General features: G+C 68.3%; 24 protein-coding genes and 1 tRNA gene. 6 read left to right on the top strand and 19 right to left on the bottom strand.

Features of this window, described 5'->3' with window-relative positions; genetic code table 11:
* Nucleotides 1–87 precede the first annotated feature (87 nt).
* Nucleotides 88–357, bottom strand: coding sequence for a putative signal transducing protein (locus ACVCL9_RS00620; RefSeq protein WP_395116842.1), 270 nt, complete (start codon nt 355–357; stop codon nt 88–90).
* Nucleotides 358–470: 113 nt separating this feature from the next.
* Here ACVCL9_RS00620 and ACVCL9_RS00615 point away from each other — a divergent pair, with 113 nt between their 5' ends.
* The 4 genes from ACVCL9_RS00615 to ACVCL9_RS00600 all read left to right on the top strand — a co-directional run bounded on the left by ACVCL9_RS00615 (nt 471) and on the right by ACVCL9_RS00600 (nt 5,522).
* Nucleotides 471–2,219, top strand: coding sequence for a glutamine--tRNA ligase/YqeY domain fusion protein (locus tag ACVCL9_RS00615; protein ID WP_447097076.1), 1,749 nt, complete (start codon nt 471–473; stop codon nt 2,217–2,219).
* 10 nt (nt 2,220–2,229) lie between these two features.
* Complete coding sequence (locus ACVCL9_RS00610; RefSeq protein WP_395116838.1) at nt 2,230–2,790, top strand: nucleoside deaminase; 561 nt, start codon at nt 2,230–2,232, stop codon at nt 2,788–2,790.
* Nucleotides 2,787–3,497 (top strand): TVP38/TMEM64 family protein, encoded by a 711-nt coding sequence (locus ACVCL9_RS00605; RefSeq protein WP_447097077.1) that lies wholly within the window; start codon nt 2,787–2,789, stop codon nt 3,495–3,497. The genes ACVCL9_RS00610 and ACVCL9_RS00605 overlap by 4 nt, the downstream gene beginning before the upstream one ends.
* 126 nt (nt 3,498–3,623) lie before the next feature.
* Entirely contained in the window at nt 3,624–5,522 is a 1,899-nt protein-coding gene (locus ACVCL9_RS00600) for an ATP-binding response regulator (protein ID WP_395116834.1), read from the top strand.
* A gap of 37 nt (nt 5,523–5,559) precedes the next feature.
* Here the strand turns inward: ACVCL9_RS00600 and ACVCL9_RS00595 are convergent.
* From ACVCL9_RS00595 to ACVCL9_RS00510, 18 genes are all read right to left on the bottom strand, one after another.
* Nucleotides 5,560–5,635 (bottom strand) — tRNA-Lys (locus ACVCL9_RS00595).
* 76 nt (nt 5,636–5,711) lie between these two features.
* Nucleotides 5,712–6,398 (bottom strand): 7-cyano-7-deazaguanine synthase QueC, encoded by a 687-nt coding sequence (gene queC / locus ACVCL9_RS00590; RefSeq protein ID WP_447097078.1) that lies wholly within the window; start codon nt 6,396–6,398, stop codon nt 5,712–5,714.
* Between the two features lie 103 nt (nt 6,399–6,501).
* The gene (gene queE / locus ACVCL9_RS00585) at nt 6,502–7,194 is read right to left on the bottom strand and encodes a 7-carboxy-7-deazaguanine synthase QueE (protein WP_447097079.1); all 693 of its coding nucleotides are present in this window, start codon (nt 7,192–7,194) and stop codon (nt 6,502–6,504) included.
* A 7-nt stretch (nt 7,195–7,201) separates the two neighbouring features.
* Nucleotides 7,202–7,999 carry a tol-pal system protein YbgF gene (gene ybgF / locus ACVCL9_RS00580; RefSeq protein ID WP_447097080.1) on the bottom strand — a complete coding sequence of 266 codons (798 nt, stop codon included), beginning with the start codon at nt 7,997–7,999 and terminating at the stop codon, nt 7,202–7,204.
* Between the two features lie 41 nt (nt 8,000–8,040).
* Complete coding sequence (gene pal, locus ACVCL9_RS00575; protein WP_395116826.1) at nt 8,041–8,550, bottom strand: peptidoglycan-associated lipoprotein Pal; 510 nt, start codon at nt 8,548–8,550, stop codon at nt 8,041–8,043.
* Between the two features lie 249 nt (nt 8,551–8,799).
* Complete coding sequence (gene tolB / locus ACVCL9_RS00570) at nt 8,800–10,128, bottom strand: Tol-Pal system beta propeller repeat protein TolB (protein WP_447097081.1); 1,329 nt, start codon at nt 10,126–10,128, stop codon at nt 8,800–8,802.
* Nucleotides 10,125–11,066 (bottom strand): cell envelope integrity protein TolA, encoded by a 942-nt coding sequence (gene tolA, locus ACVCL9_RS00565; RefSeq protein ID WP_447097082.1) that lies wholly within the window; start codon nt 11,064–11,066, stop codon nt 10,125–10,127. The genes tolB and tolA overlap by 4 nt, the downstream gene beginning before the upstream one ends.
* Nucleotides 11,053–11,517: a protein TolR gene (gene tolR, locus ACVCL9_RS00560; protein ID WP_136260022.1), complete on the bottom strand. Its 465-nt coding sequence runs from the start codon at nt 11,515–11,517 to the stop codon at nt 11,053–11,055. The genes tolA and tolR overlap by 14 nt, the downstream gene beginning before the upstream one ends.
* 13 nt (nt 11,518–11,530) lie before the next feature.
* Nucleotides 11,531–12,214 (bottom strand): protein TolQ, encoded by a 684-nt coding sequence (gene tolQ / locus ACVCL9_RS00555; RefSeq protein ID WP_136260021.1) that lies wholly within the window; start codon nt 12,212–12,214, stop codon nt 11,531–11,533.
* 40 nt (nt 12,215–12,254) lie between these two features.
* Nucleotides 12,255–12,674: a tol-pal system-associated acyl-CoA thioesterase gene (ybgC, locus tag ACVCL9_RS00550; RefSeq protein ID WP_447097083.1), complete on the bottom strand. Its 420-nt coding sequence runs from the start codon at nt 12,672–12,674 to the stop codon at nt 12,255–12,257.
* Nucleotides 12,667–13,716 (bottom strand): Holliday junction branch migration DNA helicase RuvB, encoded by a 1,050-nt coding sequence (ruvB, locus tag ACVCL9_RS00545; RefSeq protein ID WP_447097084.1) that lies wholly within the window; start codon nt 13,714–13,716, stop codon nt 12,667–12,669. The genes ybgC and ruvB overlap by 8 nt, the downstream gene beginning before the upstream one ends.
* A 110-nt stretch (nt 13,717–13,826) precedes the next feature.
* A complete protein-coding gene (locus ACVCL9_RS00540) occupies nt 13,827–15,743 on the bottom strand; it encodes a potassium transporter Kup (RefSeq protein WP_395116816.1) in 1,917 nt (638 codons plus the stop codon).
* 15 nt (nt 15,744–15,758) lie between these two features.
* On the bottom strand, nt 15,759–16,355 hold the full coding sequence (gene ruvA, locus ACVCL9_RS00535; RefSeq protein ID WP_447097085.1) for a Holliday junction branch migration protein RuvA: 597 nt from the start codon (nt 16,353–16,355) through the stop codon (nt 15,759–15,761).
* A complete protein-coding gene (gene ruvC / locus ACVCL9_RS00530; protein ID WP_395121347.1) occupies nt 16,352–16,873 on the bottom strand; it encodes a crossover junction endodeoxyribonuclease RuvC in 522 nt (173 codons plus the stop codon). The genes ruvA and ruvC overlap by 4 nt, the downstream gene beginning before the upstream one ends.
* Nucleotides 16,874–16,906: 33 nt before the next feature.
* Entirely contained in the window at nt 16,907–17,641 is a 735-nt protein-coding gene (locus tag ACVCL9_RS00525) for a YebC/PmpR family DNA-binding transcriptional regulator (RefSeq protein WP_447097086.1), read from the bottom strand.
* Nucleotides 17,642–17,680: 39 nt separating this feature from the next.
* On the bottom strand, nt 17,681–18,379 hold the full coding sequence (locus ACVCL9_RS00520) for an esterase/lipase family protein (protein WP_447097087.1): 699 nt from the start codon (nt 18,377–18,379) through the stop codon (nt 17,681–17,683).
* Between the two features lie 49 nt (nt 18,380–18,428).
* On the bottom strand, nt 18,429–20,192 hold the full coding sequence (gene aspS, locus ACVCL9_RS00515) for an aspartate--tRNA ligase (protein ID WP_447097088.1): 1,764 nt from the start codon (nt 20,190–20,192) through the stop codon (nt 18,429–18,431).
* A 128-nt stretch (nt 20,193–20,320) separates the two neighbouring features.
* A complete protein-coding gene (locus ACVCL9_RS00510) occupies nt 20,321–20,644 on the bottom strand; it encodes an FmdB family zinc ribbon protein (RefSeq protein ID WP_447097089.1) in 324 nt (107 codons plus the stop codon).
* 425 nt (nt 20,645–21,069) lie between these two features.
* Here ACVCL9_RS00510 and ACVCL9_RS00505 point away from each other — a divergent pair, with 425 nt between their 5' ends.
* Together ACVCL9_RS00505 and ACVCL9_RS00500 are read left to right on the top strand one after the other, a co-directional pair.
* Nucleotides 21,070–21,798: a CsgG/HfaB family protein gene (locus ACVCL9_RS00505; protein WP_395116804.1), complete on the top strand. Its 729-nt coding sequence runs from the start codon at nt 21,070–21,072 to the stop codon at nt 21,796–21,798.
* A 349-nt stretch (nt 21,799–22,147) separates the two neighbouring features.
* Nucleotides 22,148–24,568 (top strand): TonB-dependent receptor plug domain-containing protein, encoded by a 2,421-nt coding sequence (locus tag ACVCL9_RS00500; RefSeq protein ID WP_447097090.1) that lies wholly within the window; start codon nt 22,148–22,150, stop codon nt 24,566–24,568.
* The last annotated feature ends 87 nt before the right edge of the window (nt 24,569–24,655 follow it).

Raw genomic sequence — 24,655 nt, 5'->3', positions numbered from 1 at the left:
CGACCGGAATGCCGGCAAGTATCCCGCGCACGACCGGGCGACGCAGGGGCAACCGCAGGGCGGTTCGGCGGTTCGGGCGCACGCCGCTCAGCAGGGTACGGCCAGCGGATCGTCGGGCATCTCGTCGATCGCGTGGCGGGCTTCGCCCAGCACCGCCTCGACCTCTCGCACCACGTCCTGCGCCCGTGCCAGCCCCGCTTCCGGCACCATCACCGCGATGAAATCCATCGCCGGCAACTGGCCGACGCCGCCGGTGAGGTACTCGCCGGCGATGAACGCCGGAATCTCGGCCGCCTCCAGCGCATCCTTGACCAGATGGGCGTCGAACAGGTTCTGCGCGCGGTAGACGGTGTGCATGAGCGGCAAGCTACCCCGCGGCGCGGCGCGGGGCAAGGCCACGGCGTTCTTCGCCCGGTCCGGGCGACGGGGTAAACTTTGCGGTTTCCACCACCGCGCGCGAGCGTCACTCGATGCCGACCGACCACCCCGCCCCCATCCCCGCCTCCGCGCCGCAGGACTTCATCCGGCAGATCGTGCGCGACGACCTGGCCTCGGGCAAGCACGTGGAGATCCATACCCGCTTTCCACCGGAGCCCAACGGCTACCTGCACATCGGCCACGCGAAGGCGATCTGCCTCTCCTTCGGTATCGCCCGCGAGTTCGACGGCTGGTGCAACCTGCGCCTGGACGACACTAACCCCGGCAGGGAAGACCCCGAGTTCGTCGAAGGCATCAAGGAGGACGTGCGCTGGCTCGGCTTCCGGTGGCACGAGCTGCGCCACGCGTCGGACTACTTCGACGTGTTCTATCGCGGCGCGCTCAAGCTGATCGAGGACGGCAAGGCCTACGTCGACGACCTCGACGCCGAGCAGGTGCGTGCCTATCGCGGCACGCTGACCGAGCCGGGCCGCGACTCGCCGTATCGCACGCGCTCGATCGAAGAGAATCTCGACCTGTTCAAGCGCATGCGCGCCGGCGAATTCGCCGACGGCAGCAAGACCCTGCGCGCGAAGATCGACATGGCCGCCGGCAACATCAACCTGCGCGATCCCGCGCTTTACCGCATCCGCAAGATCGCCCACCAGAACACCGGCGACGCGTGGCCGATCTACCCGATGTACGACTACGCGCACGCGCTGTCCGACGCGATGGAAGGCATCACCCACTCGCTGTGCACGCTGGAGTTCGAGGATCACCGGCCGCTGTACGACTGGTGCGTGGACAACGTCGACCTGCCCGCGAACCCGTCGCTGTGGCAGTCGGTGGTCGAGGCCGGGCTGGAGGCGAAGCCGGCCAAGCCGCGGCAGATCGAGTTTTCCCGGCTCAACCTCAGCTACTGCATCACCAGCAAGCGCAAGCTGGCGCAGCTGGTCAGCGAGAACTTCGTCGACGGCTGGGACGACCCGCGCATGAACACCTTGCGCGGCCTGCGCCGGCGCGGCTTCACCCCGGCCGGGCTGCGCCTGCTGGTCGAGCGCGTGGGCGTCTCCAAGCAGAACAGCGTGATCGACTACGCCGTGCTGGAAGGTTGCATCCGCGAGGACCTGGACGCCACGGCCGCGCGGCGCATGGCGGTGCTCGACCCGCTCAAGCTGGTGCTGACCAACCTGCCCGCGGGCCATGAGGAAACCCTGACCTTCCCCAACCATCCCAAGGACGAAAGCTTCGGCACCCGTCTGGTGCCGTTCGCGCGCGAAGTGTGGATCGAGCGCGACGATTTCGCCGAGGTGCCGCCGAAGGGCTTCCACCGGCTGAAGCCGGACGGCGAGGTGCGCCTGCGCGGCGTCGGCATCGTCAAGTGCACCGAAGTCGTCAAGGATGCCGCGGGCAACGTGATCGAACTGCACGGCACGCTCGATCCGGACACGCGCCACGGCCTGCCCGGCGCGGACCGCAAGGTGAAGGGCACGATCCACTGGGTCAGTGCAAAGCACGCGGTGGCCGCCGAGGTGCGCCTGTACGACCGCCTGTTCAGCGTGCCCGCGCCCGATGGCGAGGACGATGGCAAGAGCTGGCTGGAGCACATCAACCCCGAGGCCAAGCGCGTGGTCAGCGGCTGGCTGGAGCCGGCCGCCGCGAACGTCGACCCCGAGCAACGTTTCCAGTTCGAGCGGCTGGGCTACTTCGTCGCCGATCGCCACGACCACCGCGCCGACGCGCCGGTGTTCAACCGCACCGTGACCCTGCGCGACGTCTGGGCGCGCGCGGCCGGCCAGTAGGAAGACCGCGATGCTGCCGCTGCAGATCCACCTGACCCTGCCGCCCTGGATCGGCGACGTGGCCGATACCAACAAGCGCTACCACAGCGACGAGGAGCGCGTGGGGCTGGCGATCGAGCTGTCCCGGCAGAACGTGGAGCGCGGCGGCGGCGGGCCGTTCGGCGCGGCCGTGTTCAACAACCACAGCGGGCGGCTGGTCGCCGTCGGCGTCAACCGCGTGGTGCCGCAAGGCTGCTCGGTCGCCCACGCCGAGATGATGGCGATCATGATCGCCCAGCAGCGGCTCAGCCGGCACCGCCTCAACGAGGACGGAAGCCAATACGCGCTGGCCACCAGCTCGCAGCCGTGCTGCCAGTGCTACGGCGCCAGCGTGTGGGCAGGCATCGACGAGTTGCTGATCGGCGCACGCGCGGAAGACGTGGAGGAGCTCACCCAGTTCGACGAAGGCCCGCTGCCGGCGGACTGGATCGGCGAACTGGCCCGCCGCCACATCGCCGTGCGCCGCGACATCCTGCGCGACCAGGCCCGTGACGTGCTCGCCAGCTACGGCGCCACCGGCACGCCGTATTGAGCCGCTGGCGCGCCGCGCTGCCGCTGGCCCTGCTGTTGCTGGCAGGCGTGCTGCTGTTCGCCTCGGGCTCGCTGCACGCGCTGACCCCGCGCCAGTTGCTGGCCCACCAGGCCGAGCTGCACGCCCTGATCGAGCATCACCCGTGGCTGGCCCGGCTGGCCTACGTCGGCCTGCTGACCCTCGGCGTGGCTACCGGCATCCCCGGCACCATCGTGATCATCCTGGCCGGCGGCTTCGCCTTCGGCGTGGTCGACGCGACACTGACCTCGTCGCTTGGGCTCACCCTTGGCGCGCTGATCCTGTATCTCGCCAGCCGCCAGGCGTTCGGCCCGGGCAGCGCGCAGCAGCCGCCGCTGGTCGCGCGGCTGCACCACGGCTTCGAACGCCATCCGGTCAGCTACACCCTGTTCCTGCGCTTCGTGCCGGTACTGCCGTTCGGCGCGGTCACCGTGGCACTGGCCTGGCTGCGCTGTCCGCTGTGGCTGTTCCTCGGCGCCAGCTGGCTGGGCGGCACGGTGTCGCTGGTGTTCGAGACGTCGGTTGGCGCCGGCCTGGCCGACGCGATGAGCGAGAGCGACCGCATCGGCCTGGGCCTGTTCATGCACCGCGAAGTCCTGCTGCCGCTGGGCGCGATCGCCCTGCTCGCCCTGCTGCCGCTGCTGTTCGAGCGGCTGGCCCGCCGCCGGCGTCGCCGCACGGGGGAGTAAGCGCGCGCCGGCGCTTCCCTTTGCGCGGGGTTGCGCTACATTCCCGGCAACGGCGCCCGGCGTGCACGACGCATCCCGCGGCGGTACCGGGGTATCGGCGGGGTGTTCCGACGGGGCGGGCAGACGATGGATCTGGCGGGCAACTCGTGGCTGGCAAGGTTGTGGCACCACACGTCGCTGGTCCAGCGCATGGCCTTCGTGGCGCTGGTGCCCACCCTGATCACGGCTGCATTGCTGGTGACCCTGCTCACCCAGCGGCAACTGGACACCCTGCATCAGATGGCGCGCGGCAACGCCAACGCCATCGCCACCCAGACCGCGTCGGTGTGCGTGCAGCCTCTGCGGACGATGCGGCTGCGCGAACTGCTGCGCATCGCCGATTCGATCGGTGAACTGCCCCATGTGACACGCGTGCAGATCCGCACCGCGGACGGCCAGATCCTGGCCGATCATCGCGCCGCCGACGACGGCCACGACGTCACCAGCGTGGTGCGCGAGGTCGTCGACACCGCGCAGGCGACGCCCCAGGTGCTGGGCTCGGTACTGGTCAACGTGAGCCTGCGCGACGCCGTCGCCGCGCAACGGGCCACGCTGCGCCACGCCTTGATCGCGCTGCTGCTGAGCCTGCTGGTGGCCGGCGTGATCGGCTGGCAGGCGGCGCGCTGGATCAGCGCACCGCTGCGGCGCCTGGCCGGCGCGGTGGGGCAACTGGGTCGGGACGACCAGCCCGCCAGCGTGCCGGTGACCGATCACACCGAGATCGGCGAGCTGCAGCGGGGCTTCAACCACGCTGCCGCCGCGCTGTTCGAGAGTCGCCGCGGCCTGCGCGAGCGCATCGAGGAGGCCACGCTCGAACTGGAACACAAGAATGCCGCGCTGGAAGCGGCCAGCGAGGCCCGTTCGCGTTTCCTCGCCGCCGCCGCGCACGACCTGCGCCAGCCGCTGTACGCGCTGACCCTGTTCTCGGCCGCGCTGGCGCTCGACGAACACGACCCGCAGCGGCTGGACCGCATCGCACACATCCAGGAATGCGTGCACTCGCTCGACCATCTGTTCGGCGAGCTGCTGGACCTGTCGCGGCTGGAAGCCGGCGCGGTGCAGGTCGAGATCAGCGAATTTCCGCTCAACCAGGTGTTCGCCGCGGTCAGCCGCACCTTCAGCATGGTGGCCGAGCAACGCGGGCTGGTGCTGCGCCTCCACCCCGTGCGCGACTGGGTACGCAGCGACCGCACGATGCTCACGCGCATGCTCAACAATCTGGTCAGCAACGCCTTGCGCTTCACCCACCGCGGCGGCGCCCTGATCGGTGCGCGCCGCTGCGGCGGCGATCGCCTGCGCATCGAGGTGTGGGATACCGGCAGCGGCATCGCCGCCGAACACCTGGCGCACGTGTTCGACGAGTTCTACCGCATCGACGACCACAGCGACCCCGGGCTCGCCGACGGCTCCCAGTCGGGCCTCGGCCTGGGCCTGGCCACGGTACAGCGCCTGGCGCAACTGCTCGACACCGTGGTCGGGGTGGACTCGCGCCCCGGCCGCGGAAGCATGTTCCACTTCGAGCTGCCGCTGGCCAGCGCGCAGATGTTGCCGCCGCCGACGGAGGCGGAGGAAGAGCCCGCCGGCGACCTGGCGGGCCGCCGGGTGCTGGTGCTCGACGACGATCCGGCGATCCTCTCCGGCATCCGCTTCCTGCTGCGCAGCTGGGGCTGCGACGTGGCGGTGGCCGAAGACCATCAGCAGGCGCAGGAGGCGATCGAGAACTGGCCGGCGCCGGTCGACATCGTGATCTGCGACCTGCACCTGCGCTCGGGCGAGCGCGGCATCGACCTGTTCGCGGAACTCGACCGCCTCTACCAACGCGACGGCGAAGCGCGCTTCGCGCGTCTGCTGGTGACCGGCGAGACGCGCGCCGAGCGCCTGCAGGAGGTGCTCGCCGACAAGCTGACGGTGCTGTACAAACCGGTCTCGCCGCAGCGCTTGCGCAGTGCGATGCTGGCCGCGCTGGCCGCCCGTGACGGGGCGTGACGCCGCCTGGATTCGCGAACGGCGGCGCGTGGGGAGTTGGTGGGTCGTCCGGGATTCGAACCCGGGACCAATAGATTAAAAGTCTACTGCTCTACCAACTGAGCTAACGACCCGTGCAAGCGCCCGGCCGTGGCCGGGCAAGCCTTCGATTTTACGGTGTGCTCCATGATGGCACAAGCAAACGCGCGCTCAGGCGTAGCGCGTGGGATCGGCCATGTCCGCTTCGCGGAAGCCCTGCGCGCGCAGCCGGCAGGCGTCGCAGTGGCCGCAGGCGCGACCCTCGTCATCGGCGCGGTAGCAGCTGACCGTGGCCGAAAAGTCGACGCCGAGGCGACGACCTTCGCGCGCGATGTCGGCCTTGCTCATGTGCATCAGCGGCGCGTGCACGCGGATACCCGCCCCCTCGACCCCGGCCTTCGTGGCCACGTTGGCCAGCGCTTCGAACGCCGCGACGAAGGCAGGCCGGCAATCCGGATAGCCCGAGTAGTCGACCGCGTTGACGCCACACCAGATGTCGCTGGAGCCGAGCACCTCGGCCCAGCCCAGCGCGATCGACAGCATGATCGTGTTGCGTGCCGGCACGTAGGTCACCGGGATCTCGCTGCTGTCGCCCGCATCCAGCGGCACCTCGATGTCGGCGGTGAGGGCCGACCCGCCGATGCTGCGCAGGTCGACCGCCACGGTCTTGTGCTCGACCGCACCGAGCATGCTCGCCACCCGATCGGATGCCGCCAGCTCGGAACGGTGGCGCTGGCCATAGGCCACGCTCAACGCGTGCACCTGGTAGCCCTGCTCGCGGGCGATCGCGATGGTGACGGCCGAATCCATGCCGCCGGAAACGAGTACGACGGCCTTGCGGGATTGTGGGTCAGGCATGGTTTGCATCCATGGAAAAAGAAAAACGGCGAGAAGCGAGTGAAGAGGAGTGAGAAGTAGGAAAAGGCGTTGCTCGCCGCTGTTCTCTCACTTCTCGCTTCCTCTACTTGCCTTTCGCGTCGTTCCACAGCAGCTTGTGCAGCTGCAGCTGGAACCGCACGTCGAGCTTGTCGGCGAGGATCCACTCGGCCAGTTCGCGCGGTTCGACCGCGCCGTGCACCGGGGAGAACAGCACCATGCAGCGACCGGTCAGGGCGTGCTCGGTCAGCATGGCGCGCGCCCACTCGTAGTCACCGCGGCTGGCGAGCACGATCTTGATCTGGTCGTGCGGCAGCAGATGATCCAGGTTGGACCACAGGTTGCGGCCGCTCTCGCCGGAATCGGGCGCCTTCAGGTCCATCACCTTGTGCACGCGCGCGTCCACGGCGGACACGTCCAGCGCGCCGGAAGTCTCCAGCGACACCTCATAGCCGGCGTCGCACAGCTTGCGCAGCAGGATCAGGCAGCGCTTCTGCGCCAGCGGCTCGCCGCCGGTGACGCAGACATGCTTCGCGCCGTGCCGCGCGACCTCGGCCATGATGTCGTCGATCGCGTGCCAGTCGCCGCCGTGGAACGAATACTCGGTGTCGCACCACACGCAGCGCAGCGGGCAACCGGTGAGGCGCACGAACACGGTGCGCCAGCCGATGGCGTCGGCTTCGCCCTGGATCGAGTGGAAGATCTCGGTGATGCGCAGGCGCTCGGCAACTGCCGTCGCAGGCGTGGCGGAGGCCACGCGCGTATCGTCACCACTCACCGCCGCCTCAACCGCCGGCTTGGACTTGCAGGCGCTGCAGGCGCTCCTGCGCCAGGCTCGCCGAGTCCGATCCGGGATACTTGGCAATGACCTGCTTCAGCGTGGTCTTGGCCGCGTCGACCTGCTTCAACTCGATCTGGCAATAGCCGATCTTGAGCAGCGCGTCGGGGGTCTTGTCGCTCTGCGGGAACTGCCCGACCAGTTGCTTGAACGCATCCAGCGCCACGCCGTAGTTGGTGGTGACGAAATACGATTGCCCCAGCCAGTACCAGGCATTGGGCACCAGCGCATGGTTCGGATACTGCTGGATGAAGGCACGGAACTGCCGCGAGGCCGCCGCGTAATTGCCACCGCGGATCGACTGGAATGCCGTGTCGTAAGCTGCCTGTGCCGCGGCCGGATCGGCCGTGGCAGCGCTGCTCGATGCCGGCGCTGGCGCGCTCGACGCGCTGGCGGAAGTCGCCGCTGTCGTCGCCGCTGCCGCTGCCGGGGTGCCGGATGGCGCCGGCGGATTGCCCGCACCGCCGCCTTCGAGGCGCGCCAGGCGCGCGTCGAGGTCGCCGTACTGGGCCTTGTTCTTGTCCTCGAGCACCTGCAACTGATGCTGCAGCTCCTCGATCTGACCTTGCATCTGGCGTACCTGCGAGCTCAGTTGCTGGATCTGGTTGACCAGGCCGGTGCCGCTCTGGTCGCGATTCTGCGTCTGCTGCTCCAGCCGGCTGACACGATCCGCCAGGCTGAGCCGGGCGTCCTGGGCCAGTACCGGGAACGCGAACAGCATGGCGGACGCCAAGGCGCCCGCCATGCTGATCCTGGCCGAAAAACCCTTAGCCAGTCGCTTCATCATTACTGCGCCGTGTAGACGATCTCGACGCGGCGGTTCTTGCTCCAGCAGTCTTCATTGTGCTCGCGGCAGACCGGCTTTTCCTTGCCGTAGCTGATGACCGTCATCTGGCTGGCCGAGGCACCGTTGGCCTGCAGCGCGCTGTCGACGGCATTGGCACGACGCTCGCCGAGGCCCAGGTTGTACTCGCGGGTGCCGCGCTCGTCGGTGTTGCCTTCCAGACGCAGCTGGGCGCTCGGGCGATCCTGCAGGTACTTGGCGTGGCACGCCATGATCTGCTGGAACTCCGGCTTGATCTCGGACTTGTCGAAGTCGAAGTACACGACGCGCTGACGCAGGCAGGCATCGGTATCGAGGTCGGCGGGGGTGTACTTGCCATCGGACGCGGGCGCGGTCGGCGCCGGTGCGGTCTGCTCGACCGGCGGCTGCGGCTTGACTTCCTGCTTCTTGCTGCACGCTGCTGCACCCACGCAGAGCAAGGCAACCAGGGCAATGCGAACGGTTTTGTTCATGGTGACGTTCCTTATAACGAGTTGAGTTCCGACAAACAGATGACGAGGAGGTTACAAACGCTGGCCGCCGGTTGACCGGCTGTTATTTTCACATGCGAAAGATCGACGATGCGTGACGCTGCATGCCGCTCTGCCCGGCGGGTCCGCAACTGCGTCCCACCCGAAACCGAAACGCGCCGATGGCGCCGTCCGGGCCCGTTCCATGGGCATCATGCCGCCGTGCGGCTGACCGCACGGCGACATGAAAATTCAAGGTTCCCGATAAGGCCCCCAGGCGGGTTCCTGCACGTTGCCCTCGGCGAGGCGCAGGCGATCACGCACCATGCCGTCGCTGGACACGGAATACAGGACTCCACGACTACCTTCGGTGGCTGAATACAGCAGCATGCTGGCATTGGGTGCGAAGCTGACCGAGTCGTCCAGCGGGCCCGGCGAAATGAACCGCTGCTGCCCGCCCAGACTCTGATCCTGAATGACAATACGATACACGTTCCCGCCGCCCTGCACCATCGCGATCTGCTTGCCGTCGTAGCTCACCGAGGCCTTGGCGTTGTACTGCCCCTGGAAGGTGATCCGCTGCGGCGTGCCCCCGGCGACCGGGACCTGGTAGATCTGCGGCCGACCGGACCGGTCGGAGGTGAAATAGATGCTCTGGCCGTCCGGCGCCCAGACCGGCTCGGTGTCGATCGACAGGCTGTTGGTCAACCGGGTGGCTTGGTGGCTGGCCAGGTCGATCACGAAGATTTCCGGGTTGCCGACATAGGACAGCGAGACCGCCAGCTTCTTGCCGTCCGGCGACCACGACGGCGCGCCGTTGATGCCCTTGCGGGCCGATACCAGCTGGCGCGCGCCGGTGAGGATGTTCTGGATGCGGATCGAGGAGTTGCCGTCCTCGAACGAGACATAGGCGATGCTGGAGCCGTCCGGCGACCACGCCGGCGACAGCAGCGACTCGCGCGAGCGCACCGCCACCTGCGGGTTGTAGCCATCCGAATCGGCGACGATCAGCGAATAGGTCGTGCTGTTGCCCAGCCCCACCGAGGTGACGTAGGCGATGCGCGTCCAGAACGCGCCGCGCACGCCGGTGATCTTCTCGTAGACCTTGTCGGCCATCCGGTGCGCCACGCCGCGCAGGTCGCCGGCCGGCGTGGTGAAGGTGCCGCCGAGCAACTCCTGCTGCTTGTTGACGTCCCACAGCTCGTAGGTGACGGTGAGCGTGCCGTTGCCGGCATCCGCGATACGCCCCACCACGATGTAGTCCTGCTTGAGCAGCCGCCAGGTGGCGAACTTGATCTCCGAACCCTGCGCCGGCGTCTCCACGATGTCGCTCCTGGCCAGCGAGCGGAACTTGCCGGAGCGGTTGAAATCGCTGCGCATCACGTCGGCCACGTCGGTCGACAGCGGCACACCGCCCTGCTGGGCGAACGGCACCACCACGATCGGCGTGGCGGTCTTGACGCCGCCGATGATGTCCACCGTCAGCGGCGACTGGGCCACCACCGGGCCGGCAAACAGCGCGGCCGCGGCCACCATGAGTAGGGCGATGCCTAGGCTGAACTTTCGCGTGGGCTTGGTCATTGCGGCCTGAAGGTGAAGGTGAGATTGCGCCGGAACACTTTTTCGAAACCCTTGTACGGCAAGGTCTTGGTGCGGAGCACGGCGTTTTCCACCGAGCGCCTTCCGGCCTCGTCGTACGGGCAGCTGGAGTCGACTGTGGCGCTCAGGACGTCACCACCGGGTGATTGCACGATGTGAACATCGCAGGGAGCCTCGGGCATGTTATCCGGACGCAGCCAGTTCGGTGTGACCGCATTCTGAATGGCCGCTGCGTACTCGCTGCTCAGATCGCTGTCCGGACTGTTGTTGCCGCTCTGCAGCTGGTCGGTGGCCGGCAGGTCGGGACGGGCGTTGTCCTGGGCGTTTTTCAGGTCGGCCAGCTGCTGCTGGGCCTGTTTGGCCTTGTTGTCCAGCTGCCGGGTCTGCGCCGAGGCGGCCGCCATCTTGGCGAAGATCGCGTCGAGCTTCTTGCGCTCCTCCTCCTTCTTTTTGGCCGCCTGGGCGTCCAGTTCGGCCTGGCGCTGGCGCTCCTTCTCCTCCTGCACTTTCTTTGCCTCTTCGGCCTTCAGTGCGGCGTCCTCGACCACGCGCTCCTGGTCGACCGTGTCCGGGTGCTTCGGCGGCGGCGGCAACTGGCTGACCGCCGGCTTCTCCGGCGTCGGCTTGGGCGGGGTCACGGTGGGCGGCGGCGGGACCGTGTTGGGCACCGGCTTGACCTTGACCGCCTTCGGCGGCGGGCTGCCGGTGGGGCCGATCAGGGTGGCCTCGATGATCGGGCCCTGCAGCTTCAACGGCACCGTGCAGGTGATCGGGTTCATCCACGACGGCAGGTGCAACGCGTTGAAGAAGCTCTCGTACGACGCGCACGGCAGCACGGCGAGGAACAGGAACCCCACGATGCCGATATGCAATACGGCGGACAGCACGACCGCCTTCGGCGTCGCCCTACTTTCGTCCATCGGACGCGCCCTTGCCTGGCTCGTTCGCGGGGCCCGGCTGGCCCATCAGGCCGACCTTGGCCACGCCGGCGGCCTGCAGGTCGGCCAGCACCTTGAACACGCCGCCATAGCTCCCGCGCTCGTCGCCGCCGACCAGCACGTTCACCTGCGGATTTTCACGCACGAAGGCGCCGACCTTGAGCTTGAGCGTGTCCTCGTCCACCAGCTCCTTCTTCGCCCCGCTCAGGGTCAGGTAGAGCTGGCCGTCCTGCAGCACCGACACCAGCACCGGGTCCTTCTTCTGCTGCAGCGACTTGGCATCGGACTGCGGCAGCTGGACGTCGACGCTGTTGTTGAGCATCGGCGTGGTGACCATGAAGATGATGAGCAGCACCAGCATCACGTCGATGTAGGGCACGACGTTGATCTCGGACTTCAGCTTGTAGCGCTTGTGGCGCCCGGAGGTTCGCATGATCGCTCTCCGCTCAGGCTGCGTCGTCGGTCTGGATCTGCCGCTGCAGCACGGAGGAGAACTCCTCCTGGAATACGTCGTAGCGCGAGGCAATGCGCTCGACCTTGGTGGCGTAGCGGTTGTACGCCCACTGCGCCGGAATCGCGGCGAACAGGCCCATGGCGGTGGCGATCAGCGCCTCGGAGATGTGCGGCGCCACCACGGCGATGGTCACGTCCTTCATGTCGCCCAGGCCCTGGAACGCGCCCATGATGCCCCACACCGTGCCGAACAGGCCCACGTACGGGCTGATCGAGCCGACGTTGGCGAGAAACTCCAGGTTGCGCTCGAGCAGGCCGATCTCGCGGGTGCCGGCCACCTGCATCGCGCGCTCGGAGCCCTCGATCGCCGCGCGCGCGTCGTGCGTCTTGCGCTGGCGCTGGCGGGCGAACTCGCGGAAACCCGATTCGAAGATGTTCTCGATGCCGCCGCTGTCGCCGCGGTTGCTGACCTCGCGGAACAGCTGGGCCAGGTCGCCGCCGGACCAGAAGCGCTCCTCGAACGCCTCGGCGTCTTCCAGCGCTGCCTTGGTCTGGGTGTACTTGCGGATGATGATCACCCACGACAGGAACGAGAACACCAGCAGGATAAGCAGCACCAGTTGCACCGGCAGGCTCGAATCGGCCACCAGCGTGAAAATGTTCAGTCCACCATTCATGGCTTGCAGGTACTCCGCGGATTTCGACGAGGGACGGGTGTCAGGCTTCGGGTTGCGGGATCAGATCCGGCGGTATCGCCGCCGGCCGCATGCGTTCCAGCTCCACGCACGCCACGCGCACGCTGGCGCGAACCAGGCACTTGCCGTCCGCCTTCATGATCGTCTGGGCGAACAGGATACTGGCAGCGCGGCGTTCTTTGACTTCCACCGTTACCGACAGTTCATCATCCAGCAGGGCGGGACGGAGGAAGTCGATGTGCATGTCGCGCACCATGAAGGCCAGCCCGGTAGCCTGCTTGTAGGCCATCTGGTCCACGCCCAGCGCGCGCATCCACTCGCTGCGGGCGCGTTCCATGAAACGCAGGTAGCCGGCGTGGTAGACCACGCCGCCGGCGTCGGTGTCTTCCCAATAGACGCGCACCTTCCAGCTGAAGGGGGGCTCCGCGGCAAGCTCAGGCATCGTCGGTCCCGCCGTCGAACAGGTCGGCCGCCTGCGCCTGCCGCGGCGGCGGGGCCAGCCCCAGATGGCGCCAGCCCCGGGCGCTGACCATGCGGCCGCGGGCGGTGCGTACCAGGTAGCCTTGCTGGATCAGGTACGGCTCGACCACGTCTTCCAGCGTGCCGCGGTCCTCGCTCAGGGCGGCGGCCAGCGATTCCACCCCGACCGGGCCGCCGTCGAAGTTCTCGATGATCAGGGCAAGCAGGCGTCGGTCCAGTTCGTCGAAACCCTGCGGATCGATCTTCAGCATGTCCAGCGCCGCCTGCGCCGCTGCCAGGGTGATCTCGCCACCGGCGCGCACCTCGGCGTAGTCGCGCACCCGACGCAGCAGGCGGTTGGCGATGCGCGGCGTGCCGCGCGACCGGCGGGCGATCTCCTGCGCGCCGTCCGCCGCGCACACGATGCCGAGAATTCTCGCCGCCCGCCGCACGATCGCGGTGAGCTCGTCGGTGGTGTAGAACTCCAGCCGCTGCACGATACCGAAGCGATCGCGCAGCGGGGCGGTGAGCATGCCGGCGCGGGTGGTGGCGCCGATCAGGGTGAACGGCGGCAGGTCGAGCTTGATCGAGCGCGCGGCGGGGCCTTCGCCGATCATGATGTCGATCTGGAAATCCTCCATCGCCGGATAGAGTACCTCCTCGACCACCGGCGACAGGCGGTGGATCTCGTCGACGAACAGCACGTCGTTCGCCTCCAGGTTGGTCAGCAGCGCGGCGAGGTCGCCGGCGCGTTCCAGCACCGGGCCGGAGGTGGAGCGCAGGTTCACGCCCAGCTCGTTGGCGATCACGTGGCTCAGCGTGGTCTTGCCCAGGCCCGGCGGACCGAACACCAGCACGTGGTCCAGCGCGCCGCCGCGCTTCTTCGCCGCCTCGATGTAGATCGAGAGCTGCTCGCGCACCGCCTGCTGGCCCAGGTATTCGGCCAGCCGCCTGGGGCGGATGGTCGCCTCCAGCGCTTCGTCGTCGAGCTGGGCGGCGGCGGTGATGATGCGCGCTTCGGTCATGCGGGGATTATGGCAGGCTCACACCGGGTATGTAGGAGCGCACCTTGTGCCCGGTGCCCCTCTTCACGGCGCGCAAAAGCTTCGCGCACACAGGGCGCTGTCCTGCAGCTTCAGATTTCCACCTGAGCGCCCAGCTCGATCAGCCGGTTGCCGGGGATCTGGAAGAAGGCGGTGGCGGGCAGCGCATTGCGCGCCATGAAGGCGAACAGCTTGTCGCGCCACGGCGCCATGCCCGGGCGCCGCTCGCTGGAAACGATGCTCTCGCGCGACAGGAAGAAGGTGGTATCCATCATGTCGAAACCGAGCCCTTCGCGGGTGCAGCGCGACAGTGCCAGCGGGATGTTGGGGTCCTCGGCGAAACCGAAGCGCAGCTCCAGGCTGTAGAAATCGTCGCTCAGCCGGCTGATGTGGATGCGCTCCTCGGCATCGGCCACCGGCGTCTCCAGGATTGCCACGGTGAGCAGCACGTTGCGCTCATGCAGCACCTTGTTGTGCTTCAGGTTGTGCAGCAGCGCATGCGGCACGGCCTCCTGGTTGGCGGTCAGGAACACCGCCGTGCCCGGCACCCGCATCGGCGGATGCTCGGTCATGTTCTCGATGAACGGCGCCAGCGCCAGGCCGCCCTGCTTGATCTCGCGCACCACCAGCTCGCGGCCGCGGCGCCAGGTGGTCATCACGGTGAACAACAGCACGCCGAGCACCAGCGGGAACCAGCCGCCGTCGGGAATCTTCAGCGTGTTGGCGCCGAAGTAGCTCAGGTCGATCACCAGCAGCAGCAGGCCGGTGAGGATCACCACGGTGCGGCTCCAGTGCCACATGCGGCGCGCCACGATCATGGTCAGCACGGTGTCGATCGCCATGGTGCCGGTCACCGCGATGCCGTAGGCGCCAGCCAGGGCGTTGGAGGAGCCGAAACCAATCACGGTGGCGATCACCGCCACCATCAGGCCGCGGTTGACCCACGGCAGGAAGATCTGCCCGATCGCCTCGCGCGAGGTGTGCACCACCTGCATGCGTGGCAGGAAGCCGAGCTGGATCGCCTGCCGGCACACGGTGAACGCGCCGGAGATCACCGCCTGCGAGGCGATCACGGTAGCCAGCGTGGCCAGCCCGATCATCGGGTACAACGCCCAGCCCGGCACCGAATGGTAGAACGGGTTGGCGATCGCCTCGGGGTGGTTGAGCAGCAAGCCACCCTGCCCGTAGTAGTTCAGCAGCAGCGCCGGCATCACGAAACCGAACCACGCCGCGCGGATCGGGTAGCGGCCGAAGTGGCCCATGTCGGTATACAGCGCCTCGGCGCCGGTCACGCACAGCACCACCGAACCCAGCGCCAGGAACGACGCCGCCCCATGGCTCATGAAGAACTGCACCGCATGGTACGGATTGAGTGCCCACAGCACGCCCGGCGCCTTGATGATGTTGTGCACGCCGATCACCGCCAGCGCCAGGAACCACAACACCATGATCGGCCCGAACAGCACCCCGATGCGCGCGGTGCCGTGGCGCTGCAGCCAGAACAGGCCGAGCAGGATCGCCACCGTGATCGGCACCACGTAGTGCGACAGCGCCGGCGCGGCCACCTGCAGGCCCTCGACCGCCGAGAGCACCGAGATCGACGGCGTGATCACGCCATCGCCGAAGAACAGCGCGGCGCCGAGCAAGGCCATCAGCATGATCGCCCGCCGTGCACGCACCGACTTGCCGGCCGCGCGCTGGGCCAGGGTCATCAACGCCATGATGCCGCCCTCGCCCTTGTTGTCGGCGCGCATCACCAGGCTGACGTACTTCACCGCCACCACCATGATCAACGACCAGGTGACCAGCGACAGGATGCCCAGCACCGTGCTCGGGTGCGGGTGCAGGCCGTGGTCGGGCAGGAAGGTCTCGTGCATCGTGTACAGCGGGCTGGTGCCGATGTCGCCGAACACCACGCCCAGCGCCCCGAGGATCAAGGCCGACTTGGCGCCGTGGCCGTTGTCGGTGCCGCTGGAAGCGGGCGCCTGGTCGTGCACTTGTTCGCTCATGGAAATCCTGACGGCCTAGTTGCCCAACGCAGCGCGCAAGGCCTTGCGGATGATGGCCTCGGCGCTGTCGCCGTCGGCGGCGACCTTCTGCACCAGCCGGCTCACCTCGGCCGGCTTGTAGCCGAGCTGCTGCAGCGCCACCGTGGCCTCGCCCGCCGCGTCCAGCGCCGCGGCGGCACCGGGCAGGGATACGCCGCCGGGAGTGGACAAGCCGTCGACGCGGTCGCGCAGCTCCACCACGATGCGCTCGGCGGTCTTCTTGCCGATGCCGGGGATCTTGGTCAGCGCCACTACGTCGCCGGCATGCACCAGCCGGGCGAAGTGATCGGTGGAAACCCCCGACAGCACCGCCAGCGCGATCTTCGCGCCGATGCCGCTGACCTTGAGCAGGCTGCGGAACAGCGTGCGCTCGTTCTCGCGCAGGAAACCGTACAGCGCGACGCTGTCCTCCTTCACCGCGTGATGGATCAGCAAGGTCACTTCGGTGCCGGTGGCGGGCAGGTCGTAGATCGTGGACATCGGCGCCTCGACCTCGTAGCCGACGCCGGCCACCTCCACCAGCAGCGAGGGCGGCTGGCGGGAAACCAGGGTGCCACGCAGTCGGCCGATCACCGGCGCCGCCTCCACGCCGTGCGCGGGATGCCGACGCGGGCCAGGCTGGCGCGGGTGTGCGCGTGCGCCACCGCGATGGCCAATGCATCGGCGGCGTCGGCCTGCAGCGGGCCCTTGAGGCCGAGCAGCACGCCGATCATGTGCTGCACCTGCGCCTTGTCGGCGCGGCCACTGCCGACCACGGACTGCTTGACCTCGGTTGCCGCGTATTCGTGCACCACGATCCCCCGACTGACCACCGCGCAGATCGCGGCGCCGCGTGCCTGCCCCAGTTTCAGCGCGGAATCCGCATTGCGCGCCATGAACACGCGCTCGATGCCGCACTCGACCGGGTGATGGGCGGCGATGATGTCACACAGTTCGTCAAAGATGCGTTTCAGGCGCAGCGGGAAGCTGGCCTCGCCGGCCACCGCCAGCGCGCCATGGAAGACATGGGCGAGCCGGCCCGCCTCGTCCACGTCGATGATGCCCACGCCGGTGCGCTGGCTGCCGGGATCGATGCCGATGATGCGGATCATCACGATGCGATGCGAAGGCGCGAGGCCTCCGACTTATTCGGCCGTCCCGGCGGGCAGCAGGGCGTTGTGCGAGACCTCGCTCACGTCGTCCAGCGCATCGAGCTTCTCGAGCAGGTCGAGCAGCGGCTCCAGCGCTTCCGCCGGCACCTCGACGCGATTGTTCGGGCGCATCACCACGCCGGCGTGCACGGCGTTGAGGCCGGCGTCGATCAGGGCCTGCTGCACCGCCTCGAAGTGCTCCGGCGCGCACAGCACGATGCTCTCGCCGTGCTCGTTGATCACGTCGTCGGCGCCGGCCTCCAGTGCAGAATCGAGCACGAACTCCTCGGCGCTGGCGTCGTTGCCGGTGGCGAATACCAGTTCGCCGCAGCGGGTGAACTGGAACGCGACCGAACCGGACGTGCCCAGGTTGCCGCCGTGCTTGGTCAGCGCGTAACGCACGTCGGCGACGGTGCGGGTGGGGTTGTCGGTGAAGCAGTCGATGATCAGCGCGATGCCGGCCGGGCCGTAGCCCTCGTAGCGCAGCTCCTGCATGTCGGCGCCGCCGTCGGCACCGGAGCCGCGCTTGATCGCGCGCTCGATGGTGTCCTTGGTCATGTTGGCCGACAGCGCCTTGTCCACCGCCGCGCGCAGGCGCGGGTTGCCGCCAGGATCCGCGACGCCCGCGCGGGTAGCCACGGTGATCTCGCGGATCAGCTTGGTGAACACCTTGGCGCGCTTGGCGTCCTCGGCGTTCTTGCGACCTTCGATGGACGGGCCTCTACCCATGGCGATTCCTGCATGAAGCGATTGGACAAGCGGGCAATTTTACCTGAAATCGGCAGGTGTGCCGGCGCCCGGCTCCGCGGCAAATCGCCCCTCGCGCAGGAAACAGGCCACCCGCCGCGCCACCTCCGGCGAGAACAGCAGACTGGTGTGGCTCGATTCGACCACGCAATGGTCGGCCAACCCCGGCAGGCGCGTCTCGGCCACCGCCACGGTGCCGTCGTGCTCGCCCTCCAGCTGACCCAGCACGGCGCCCAGCCCCAGCGCGACGCGGCCGGCGATCACGCCCACCTCGCGCTCGCCATCCCAGCGCTCGAAACCTTCTTCCAGCAGTTGGCGGTTGTGTCCCAGCAACAGCTCGCCGCCGCGACCCCAGCGGGCAAAACCGCGCGCGGCGGCACTGCCGCGCAGTGGCGAGCCGAGGCAGACGATGCGTCCCGGCGGCAGCGCCTTGCCGTCGCTGCAGGCCCGCAGCGCGAGCAGCCCGCCCAGGCTGTGGCCGACCAGGTGCACCGCGTCGGCCTCGCCGGCCAGCGTGGCGATGCGCTGGTGCAGGCGATCCAGGATGTGCTGCTGGCTGGCGGCCACGCTCAGGTAATCGAAGCGGTGCACGCGAAAGCCGGCCTCCATCAACCGGTGATGCAGCATGGACAGCGCGAACCCGCGCATCCACAGGCCGTGCAGCAGGATCACGTGGGCCTGCAGCCGGGACTCGGGATCGGGATTTCGGGATTCGGTCATCACGCGTCTCGCCACCACCGGCTGTCGGCGAGGGTACGCGCCTCGCGCCTCAGGGCTTGCCCTCGACGGTCGCCACCGACAACTCCTTCAGCTGGGCGGCGGATACCGGCGACGGTGCGTCGGTCATCAAGTCCTGCGCGCTGGTGGTCTTGGGGAAGGCGATCACGTCGCGGATCGACTCGGTGCCGGCCATCAACGCGGCGATGCGGTCGATGCCGAAGGCGATGCCGCCGTGCGGCGGCGCGCCGAACTTCAGTGCCTTGAGCAGGAAGCCGAACTTGGCCTCCGCTTCGTCGGCGCCGATGCCCAGCAGGCCGAACACCGCGCTCTGCATCTCCGGGCGATGGATGCGGATCGAGCCGCCGCCGATCTCGTTGCCGTTGAGCACCATGTCGTAGCCGCGGCTGACGGCAGTGGCTGCATGGCTCTTCAGGTCGGCGATGTCGTCGATCTTCGGCGCGGTGAACGGATGATGCAGGGCCACGTAGCGCTGCTCGCCCTCGTCGTACTCGAACATCGGGAAGTCGGTAACCCACAGCGGCTTCCAGCCCTCCTCGACCAGGGAACGATCCTTGCCGACCTTGAGCCGCAGCGCGCCCATGAAGTCGGTGACGGTCTTCCACTTGCCCGCGCCGACGAACACGATGTCGCCGGATTGCGCGCCGGTCGCATCGAGCACGGCATCGAGCGCCATGTCATCGAGGAACTTGGCCACCGGCGAGCTGATGCCCTCGCGGCCCTTCGCGCGATCCTCGACCTTGATCCAGGCCAGCCCCCTGGCGCCGTAGCGGGCGACGTACTCGGTGAGCCCGTCGATGTCCTTGCGCGACAGCAACGCAGCGCCGGGCACGCGCAGCGCGGCCACGCGGCCGGCCGGATCGTTGGCCGGTTCGGCGAACACCTTGAACTCCACGCCCTTCAGCGCATCGGCCACGTCGACCAGTTCCAGAGCGATGCGCAGGTCCGGCTTGTCCGAACCGAAGCGGCGCATGGCTTCGGCCCAGGTCATGCGCGGGAAGCTCGCATCGAGCTCCACGCCCTGCACCTCGCGGAACACGTGGCGGATCAGGTCCTCCACCATGTCCTGCACGTCCTTCTCCTCGACGAAGGCGAACTCCATGTCGAGCTGGGTGAATTCCGGCTGGCGATCGGCGCGCAGGTCCTCGTCGCGGAAGCAGCGCGCGATCTGGTAGTAGCGGTCGAAGCCGGCCATCATCAGGATCTGCTTGAACAGCTGCGGCGACTGCGGCAGCGCGTAGAACTGGCCCGGATGCACGCGGCTGGGCACCAGGTAGTCGCGCGCGCCCTCGGGCGTGGCCTTGGTCAGGATCGGCGTCTCGATGTCCTGGAAACCGCGCGCGTCGAGGTAGCGCCGCAGCGTCTGCACCAGACGTGTGCGCTTGCGCAGCATCGCCTGCATCTCGGGGCGGCGCAGGTCGAGGTAGCGGTAGGTCATCCGCATGTCCTCGTTGGGATTCTCGTGCAGCGCGAACGGCAGGTCCTTCGCCGCGTTGAGGATCTCCACGCGGTCGGCGAGCAGTTCGACCGTGCCGGTCTTGAGCTTGTCGTTCGCCGCCAGCCGGCGACGCAGCGTGCCGGTGACACGCAGGCAGTACTCATTGCCGATCTCGCCGGCGATGGCGAACGCCGCGGCGTTGTCGCGCTCGATCACCACCTGCGCCACGCCCTCGTGGTCACGCAGGTCGACGAAGGCCACGTGCGCCTGCAGGCGGATCGTGTTGACCCAGCCGCAGAGGGTGACGGTCTGGTCGATCAGGGCCTCGTTGACGAGGCCGCAGTAATGCGTGCGCATGCGCTGGAAACTCCGGGCCGACTGGCGGCATGAACGGGGGAAAAGACCCGGAATCTTAGCATCGCCGGCCTTCCGGCAAACGCCGGGCCGCCGCGGCTGGAGCCGAACGGGAGGACGCGCGGGCGGACTCAATCCGCCGCCGCGGCCGCCTTGGCGGGTGCAGCGGGCTTGGCGGTGGACGCCTCCGGCGCCGCCGCCGGCTTGCCTTCCGGGGCCGGCTTGCTGCCCTCGCCCGCCGTGGTGCCGGCGAGATTGTGCTTCTTCTCGCCGTCCTTCTTGAAATCGGTCTCGTACCAGCCGCTGCCGGCCAGGCGGAATGCCGGCGCACTGACCCGGCGGTGCAGTTTGGCTGCCGCGCAGGCGGGGCAGACGGTGGGATCGGCATCGGACAGCTTCTGCAGGCGATCAAAACGATGGCCGCAGCCGCTGCATTCAAATTCGTAGATGGGCATGGTGGTTTCTGGACTCCGGACCAGGATGGAGCGGGACTGGTCGCAATATCGGGTGGGCCGGCGCCGATTTCAACGCGGGCGGCGCGACCGGGCCGCGGGGCCGGCACGCACAGGGCGTCATCGTAGCGGCGCCACCGGGTGGTCGCCAGATCCGCGGGCGGCGGCGGTTCCCGGCGGCCGCGGGAGGGGCGACGACCTGGCCGGCGGAATCCCGCGGACAGGGTTTCACGGCCGGCGCCTACACGTCCACGGCGCGCCACGCTTGAACAGGGAGCCGAAAAACGGCCACTATGGCCTGCGCCGCACGCGGTGCAGCCGGGTGGGCGCCGCCACGGCGTCGGCCACGCCGTCGGCGCCGCGGCTTGCCGGCGCGAGGGCCGGCAATCAGGGGGTTATCAGCGCTCCATCAAGCGGAGGGGACAACGATGAAACGAACACGACGATTTGCCACCGGCACCATGCTGGCGCTTGCCGTGCTGGCGAGTGGCGCCGCCATGGCCCGCGAAGCACCGACCTTGACCGTCGCGGTGGTCGACTTCACCAACAACAGTGACTCCGTCGCCTGGTGGCACGGCGGCGTCGGCTCGCAACTGGCTGACGTGCTCAGCAACGAACTCAGCGCCACCGGCGACTTCAAGGTGATCGAGCGGCAGAAGATCAACGCCGTGCTGGCCGAGCAGGATCTGGCCAGCTCCTACCGCATGCGCCCGGGCAGCAGTCCGCACACCGGCAACATCACCGGTGCGCAGTACCTGATCACCGGCAGCGTCGCCTCGTACACGGAAGACACCTCCAACACCGGCGGCGGCCTCAGCTTCGCCGGCTTCCACGTCGGCGGCGGCCAGGCCAAGGCCTATGTGGCGATCGACCTGCGCGTGATCGACGCGGAAACCTCGGAGGTCGTGTTCTCGCGCACGGTGGAAGGGCGCAGCACCGACAAGGCGATTCGCCTGAGCGGCTACACCCGCGGCGTCGGCGGCGACTTCGGCCACAAGGAGAAGACGCCGGCCAGCAAGGCGGTGCGCGCCGCGCTGATCGAGGCCACCGATTATCTCGACTGCGCCATGGTCAAGCGCGACGGCTGCGAGGCCCGCTACGAGCAGAAGGAACAGAAGCGTCGCCAGGGCGACCGCGATTCGCTGGATCTCGACTGAAGATGTCGCCGGGTTCTCGATGTCGAAGCCCGGCCGCGCACCACCGGATGCGGATCGGGCACACCGGTGCCCGATCCGCGCGAGCGCAGCCACGCCTGCATCATGTCGCCGTTTGCGTGGCGCCGATGGCGCCATGATGCGTTCGCGAGGCGCTCGTGCGGAGGATGGCGCAAGCCCCTCGCAAGTTCCTTCGCCGCGCCGACGGCGCCGCGCTTGACAGGTCATTCTGCAGCAACCTAAGTTCGAGCCCGTCAGGGACGCACGACACCACATCCCCGAGCGAATGCGCGTGCCAGGTCGCAGTCATGGACCCGCCGACTACATGCTCGCCATTGCCCGGGGTTCGCGCATGCAAGCCAAATCATTCCCGATCCGGGGCGGCCTCGCCGCCGCCATCGCCCTCGTCCTGTCCTCGTTTTCCCTCTCCCTGCCCGCGCGCGCCCAGGACCCCGGCGCCGCGCCGGACAAGCCTGCCGCCAAGGATGTCACCGCACTGCAGGCGGTGGTGGTCACCGGCACCCGCGTGTTCGACCGCACCGAAGCCACCTCGCTGGCGCCGATCGACGTGCTGACGCCGAAGGACCTGGTCGGCACCGGTGCCACCGACCTGGCCACCGCGCTGCGCGTGCTGCTGCCCTCGTTCAACTTTCCGCAGCCCTCGGTGACTGACGCCACCGACGCGATCCAGCCCGCGCAACTGCGCGGGCTCTCGCCGGACCAGACGCTGGTGCTGATCAACGGCAAGCGCCAGCACACCACCGCGATCGTCAACGTCAACGGCTCACTGGGCCGCGGCTCCTCGCCGGTGGACATCAACGCGATCCCGGTCAACGCGATCGAGCGCGTCGAGGTACTGCGCGACGGCGCCGCGGCGCAATACGGTTCGGACGCGATCGCCGGCGTGATCAACATCATCCTCAAGGGTGGCGCGCAACACGGCTCGCTCAGCCTCACCGGCGGCCAGTACAGCAAGGGTGACGGCACCACCTGGCAGGGCGGCGCCGATGGCGGCTTCAAACTCGGCGACAAGGGCTGGGTGCACCTGAGCGCGAACGCCAGCCACCAGGACCCGACCAATCGTGCCGGTGCCGACGTGCGCTACCCGGGTGATCCCAGCTACGGGCAAGTCACCTTCCACTACGGCATCCCGCTGGTGCGGGCCAGGCAGGCGGCGATCAACCTGCAGTACGACTTCACCCCGAACGCGCAGCTCTACGCCTTCAGCCTGTTCAACAAGCGCGACGTCAGCGCCGGCGGCTTCTTCCGTTCGCTGTCGACCTATGCCAGCAGCTACCCCGGCGCGGCGGCGGTCTATCCGGACGGCTATCTGCCGATCGAGAACAGCGCGATCCGCGACGACAGCGAAGTGCTCGGCTTGCGCGGCACGGTGGCCGGCTGGCATTACGACCTCAGCGCCAACACCGGCGGCAACCACTGGAAGCTGCACACCAGCGACACCTACAACTACTCGCTGGACCCGGATTCGCCCACCGGCTTCTACATCGGCACCCTGACCAACCGGCAGGATGTCTACAACGCCGACTTCAGCCGCGACTTCCAGCCCGCCATGCTGCCGAACGGATTGTCCGTGGCCTGGGGCCTGGAATACCGCCGCGAGGAGTTCACCCTCAAGCAGGGCGACGCGGCCTCGTACGCCGGCTCCGGCGCGCAGGTGTTCCCCGGCTACCAGCCCGGCGACGCCGGCTCGCACTCGCGCAAAAGCCGCGCGCTTTACGTGGACCTGGAGAGCGACCTCACCGACAAGCTCTCTGCCGGGCTGGCGGTGCGCCGCGAGCATTACAGCGATTTCGGCGGCACCACCTCGGCCAAGTTGTCCGGGCGTTTCGCGTTGACCGACACGCTGGCCCTGCGCGGCACCGTGTCGAACGGTTTCCGCGCGCCGTCGCTGCAGCAGGAGTACTACTCCAGCACCGCGATCAACTTCGTCGCCGACGGCAGCGGCAACCTGATCCCGTACACGATCCGTACCTTCCCGGTCAGCAACCCCGCCGCGCAGGCGCTGGGTGCGCAGGCACTGAAGCCGGAGAAATCGCGCAACTACAGCCTCGGCCTGGTGCTGACCCCTTCCAGCGGCTTGTACACCACACTGGATTTCTACCAGATCGACATCGACCACCGGATCATCCTCAGCGGCAACCTGGTCGGAACGCCCGTGCAGGATTACCTCACCTCGGTGGGCATTCCGTTCGTCAGCGGCGGCCGCTTCTTCACCAACGCGGTCGACACGCGCACGCGCGGCGTCGACCTGGTGGCCACCTGGCCGCTGCAGTTGGAACACTCCGCGCTGAAGTTCACCGGCGGAGTGAACTACAACAAGACCGACATCCGCGCGATCGCGCCGAACCCGCCGCAACTGGGCCTGGTCGGGCTGACCTTGCCGATCATCGACCGCACCGAACAGGGCCGCATCACCAAGGGTGCCCCGCGCACCAAGGCGTTCCTCGCCACCGACTGGAACGTCGGCAACTGGAGCTTCCACGGCCAGCTGACCCGCTACGGCCAGTTCACCACGCTGGGCAACAACCCGGCCACGGACCAGACCTACGGCGCACGCTTCGTGCTCGATGCCAACGCGAACTACGCCTGGAACAACTGGACCTTCGCCGTGGGCGCCAACGACCTCAACAACGCCTACCCCGAACGCAGCAGCGCCGCCAACAACTTCCACGGCATCCTGACCTACTCGGGCTCGTCGCCGTTCGGCTTCAGCGGCGCGTACTACTACGGCACGGTGGCCTATCACTGGTGAGCTGATCGGCTGGGGCGAGGTCGACGCGCGGGATCTGCGCTGCGGCCTCCACACGGGAACCGACACCGAACCCGGCGCGCCGGAAGC

The organism is Rhodanobacter sp. UC4438_H5, assembly GCF_052978405.1.
The sequence above is the reverse complement of the archived record's forward strand: the minus strand, read 5'-3'. Positions and strand labels throughout refer to the sequence as shown.

Excerpts from the sequence above, each read along its gene's own strand:
- ACVCL9_RS00620 (WP_395116842.1), bottom strand. The coding sequence starts at position 357 with ATGCACACCGTCTACCGCGCGCAGAACCTGTTCGACGCCCATCTGGTC.
- ACVCL9_RS00615 (WP_447097076.1), top strand. The coding sequence starts at position 471 with ATGCCGACCGACCACCCCGCCCCCATCCCCGCCTCCGCGCCGCAGGAC.
- ACVCL9_RS00610 (WP_395116838.1), top strand. The coding sequence starts at position 2,230 with ATGCTGCCGCTGCAGATCCACCTGACCCTGCCGCCCTGGATCGGCGAC.
- ACVCL9_RS00600 (WP_395116834.1), top strand. The coding sequence starts at position 3,624 with ATGGATCTGGCGGGCAACTCGTGGCTGGCAAGGTTGTGGCACCACACG.
- queC (WP_447097078.1), bottom strand. The coding sequence starts at position 6,398 with ATGCCTGACCCACAATCCCGCAAGGCCGTCGTACTCGTTTCCGGCGGC.
- ybgF (WP_447097080.1), bottom strand. The coding sequence starts at position 7,999 with ATGGCGGGCGCCTTGGCGTCCGCCATGCTGTTCGCGTTCCCGGTACTG.
- pal (WP_395116826.1), bottom strand. The coding sequence starts at position 8,550 with ATGAACAAAACCGTTCGCATTGCCCTGGTTGCCTTGCTCTGCGTGGGT.
- tolB (WP_447097081.1), bottom strand. The coding sequence starts at position 10,128 with ATGACCAAGCCCACGCGAAAGTTCAGCCTAGGCATCGCCCTACTCATG.
- tolA (WP_447097082.1), bottom strand. The coding sequence starts at position 11,066 with ATGGACGAAAGTAGGGCGACGCCGAAGGCGGTCGTGCTGTCCGCCGTA.
- tolR (WP_136260022.1), bottom strand. The coding sequence starts at position 11,517 with ATGCGAACCTCCGGGCGCCACAAGCGCTACAAGCTGAAGTCCGAGATC.
- tolQ (WP_136260021.1), bottom strand. The coding sequence starts at position 12,214 with ATGAATGGTGGACTGAACATTTTCACGCTGGTGGCCGATTCGAGCCTG.
- ybgC (WP_447097083.1), bottom strand. The coding sequence starts at position 12,674 with ATGCCTGAGCTTGCCGCGGAGCCCCCCTTCAGCTGGAAGGTGCGCGTC.
- ruvB (WP_447097084.1), bottom strand. The coding sequence starts at position 13,716 with ATGACCGAAGCGCGCATCATCACCGCCGCCGCCCAGCTCGACGACGAA.
- ACVCL9_RS00540 (WP_395116816.1), bottom strand. The coding sequence starts at position 15,743 with ATGAGCGAACAAGTGCACGACCAGGCGCCCGCTTCCAGCGGCACCGAC.
- ruvC (WP_395121347.1), bottom strand. The coding sequence starts at position 16,873 with ATGATCCGCATCATCGGCATCGATCCCGGCAGCCAGCGCACCGGCGTG.
- ACVCL9_RS00525 (WP_447097086.1), bottom strand. The coding sequence starts at position 17,641 with ATGGGTAGAGGCCCGTCCATCGAAGGTCGCAAGAACGCCGAGGACGCC.
- ACVCL9_RS00520 (WP_447097087.1), bottom strand. The coding sequence starts at position 18,379 with ATGACCGAATCCCGAAATCCCGATCCCGAGTCCCGGCTGCAGGCCCAC.
- aspS (WP_447097088.1), bottom strand. The coding sequence starts at position 20,192 with ATGCGCACGCATTACTGCGGCCTCGTCAACGAGGCCCTGATCGACCAG.
- ACVCL9_RS00510 (WP_447097089.1), bottom strand. The coding sequence starts at position 20,644 with ATGCCCATCTACGAATTTGAATGCAGCGGCTGCGGCCATCGTTTTGAT.
- ACVCL9_RS00505 (WP_395116804.1), top strand. The coding sequence starts at position 21,070 with ATGAAACGAACACGACGATTTGCCACCGGCACCATGCTGGCGCTTGCC.
- ACVCL9_RS00500 (WP_447097090.1), top strand. The coding sequence starts at position 22,148 with ATGCAAGCCAAATCATTCCCGATCCGGGGCGGCCTCGCCGCCGCCATC.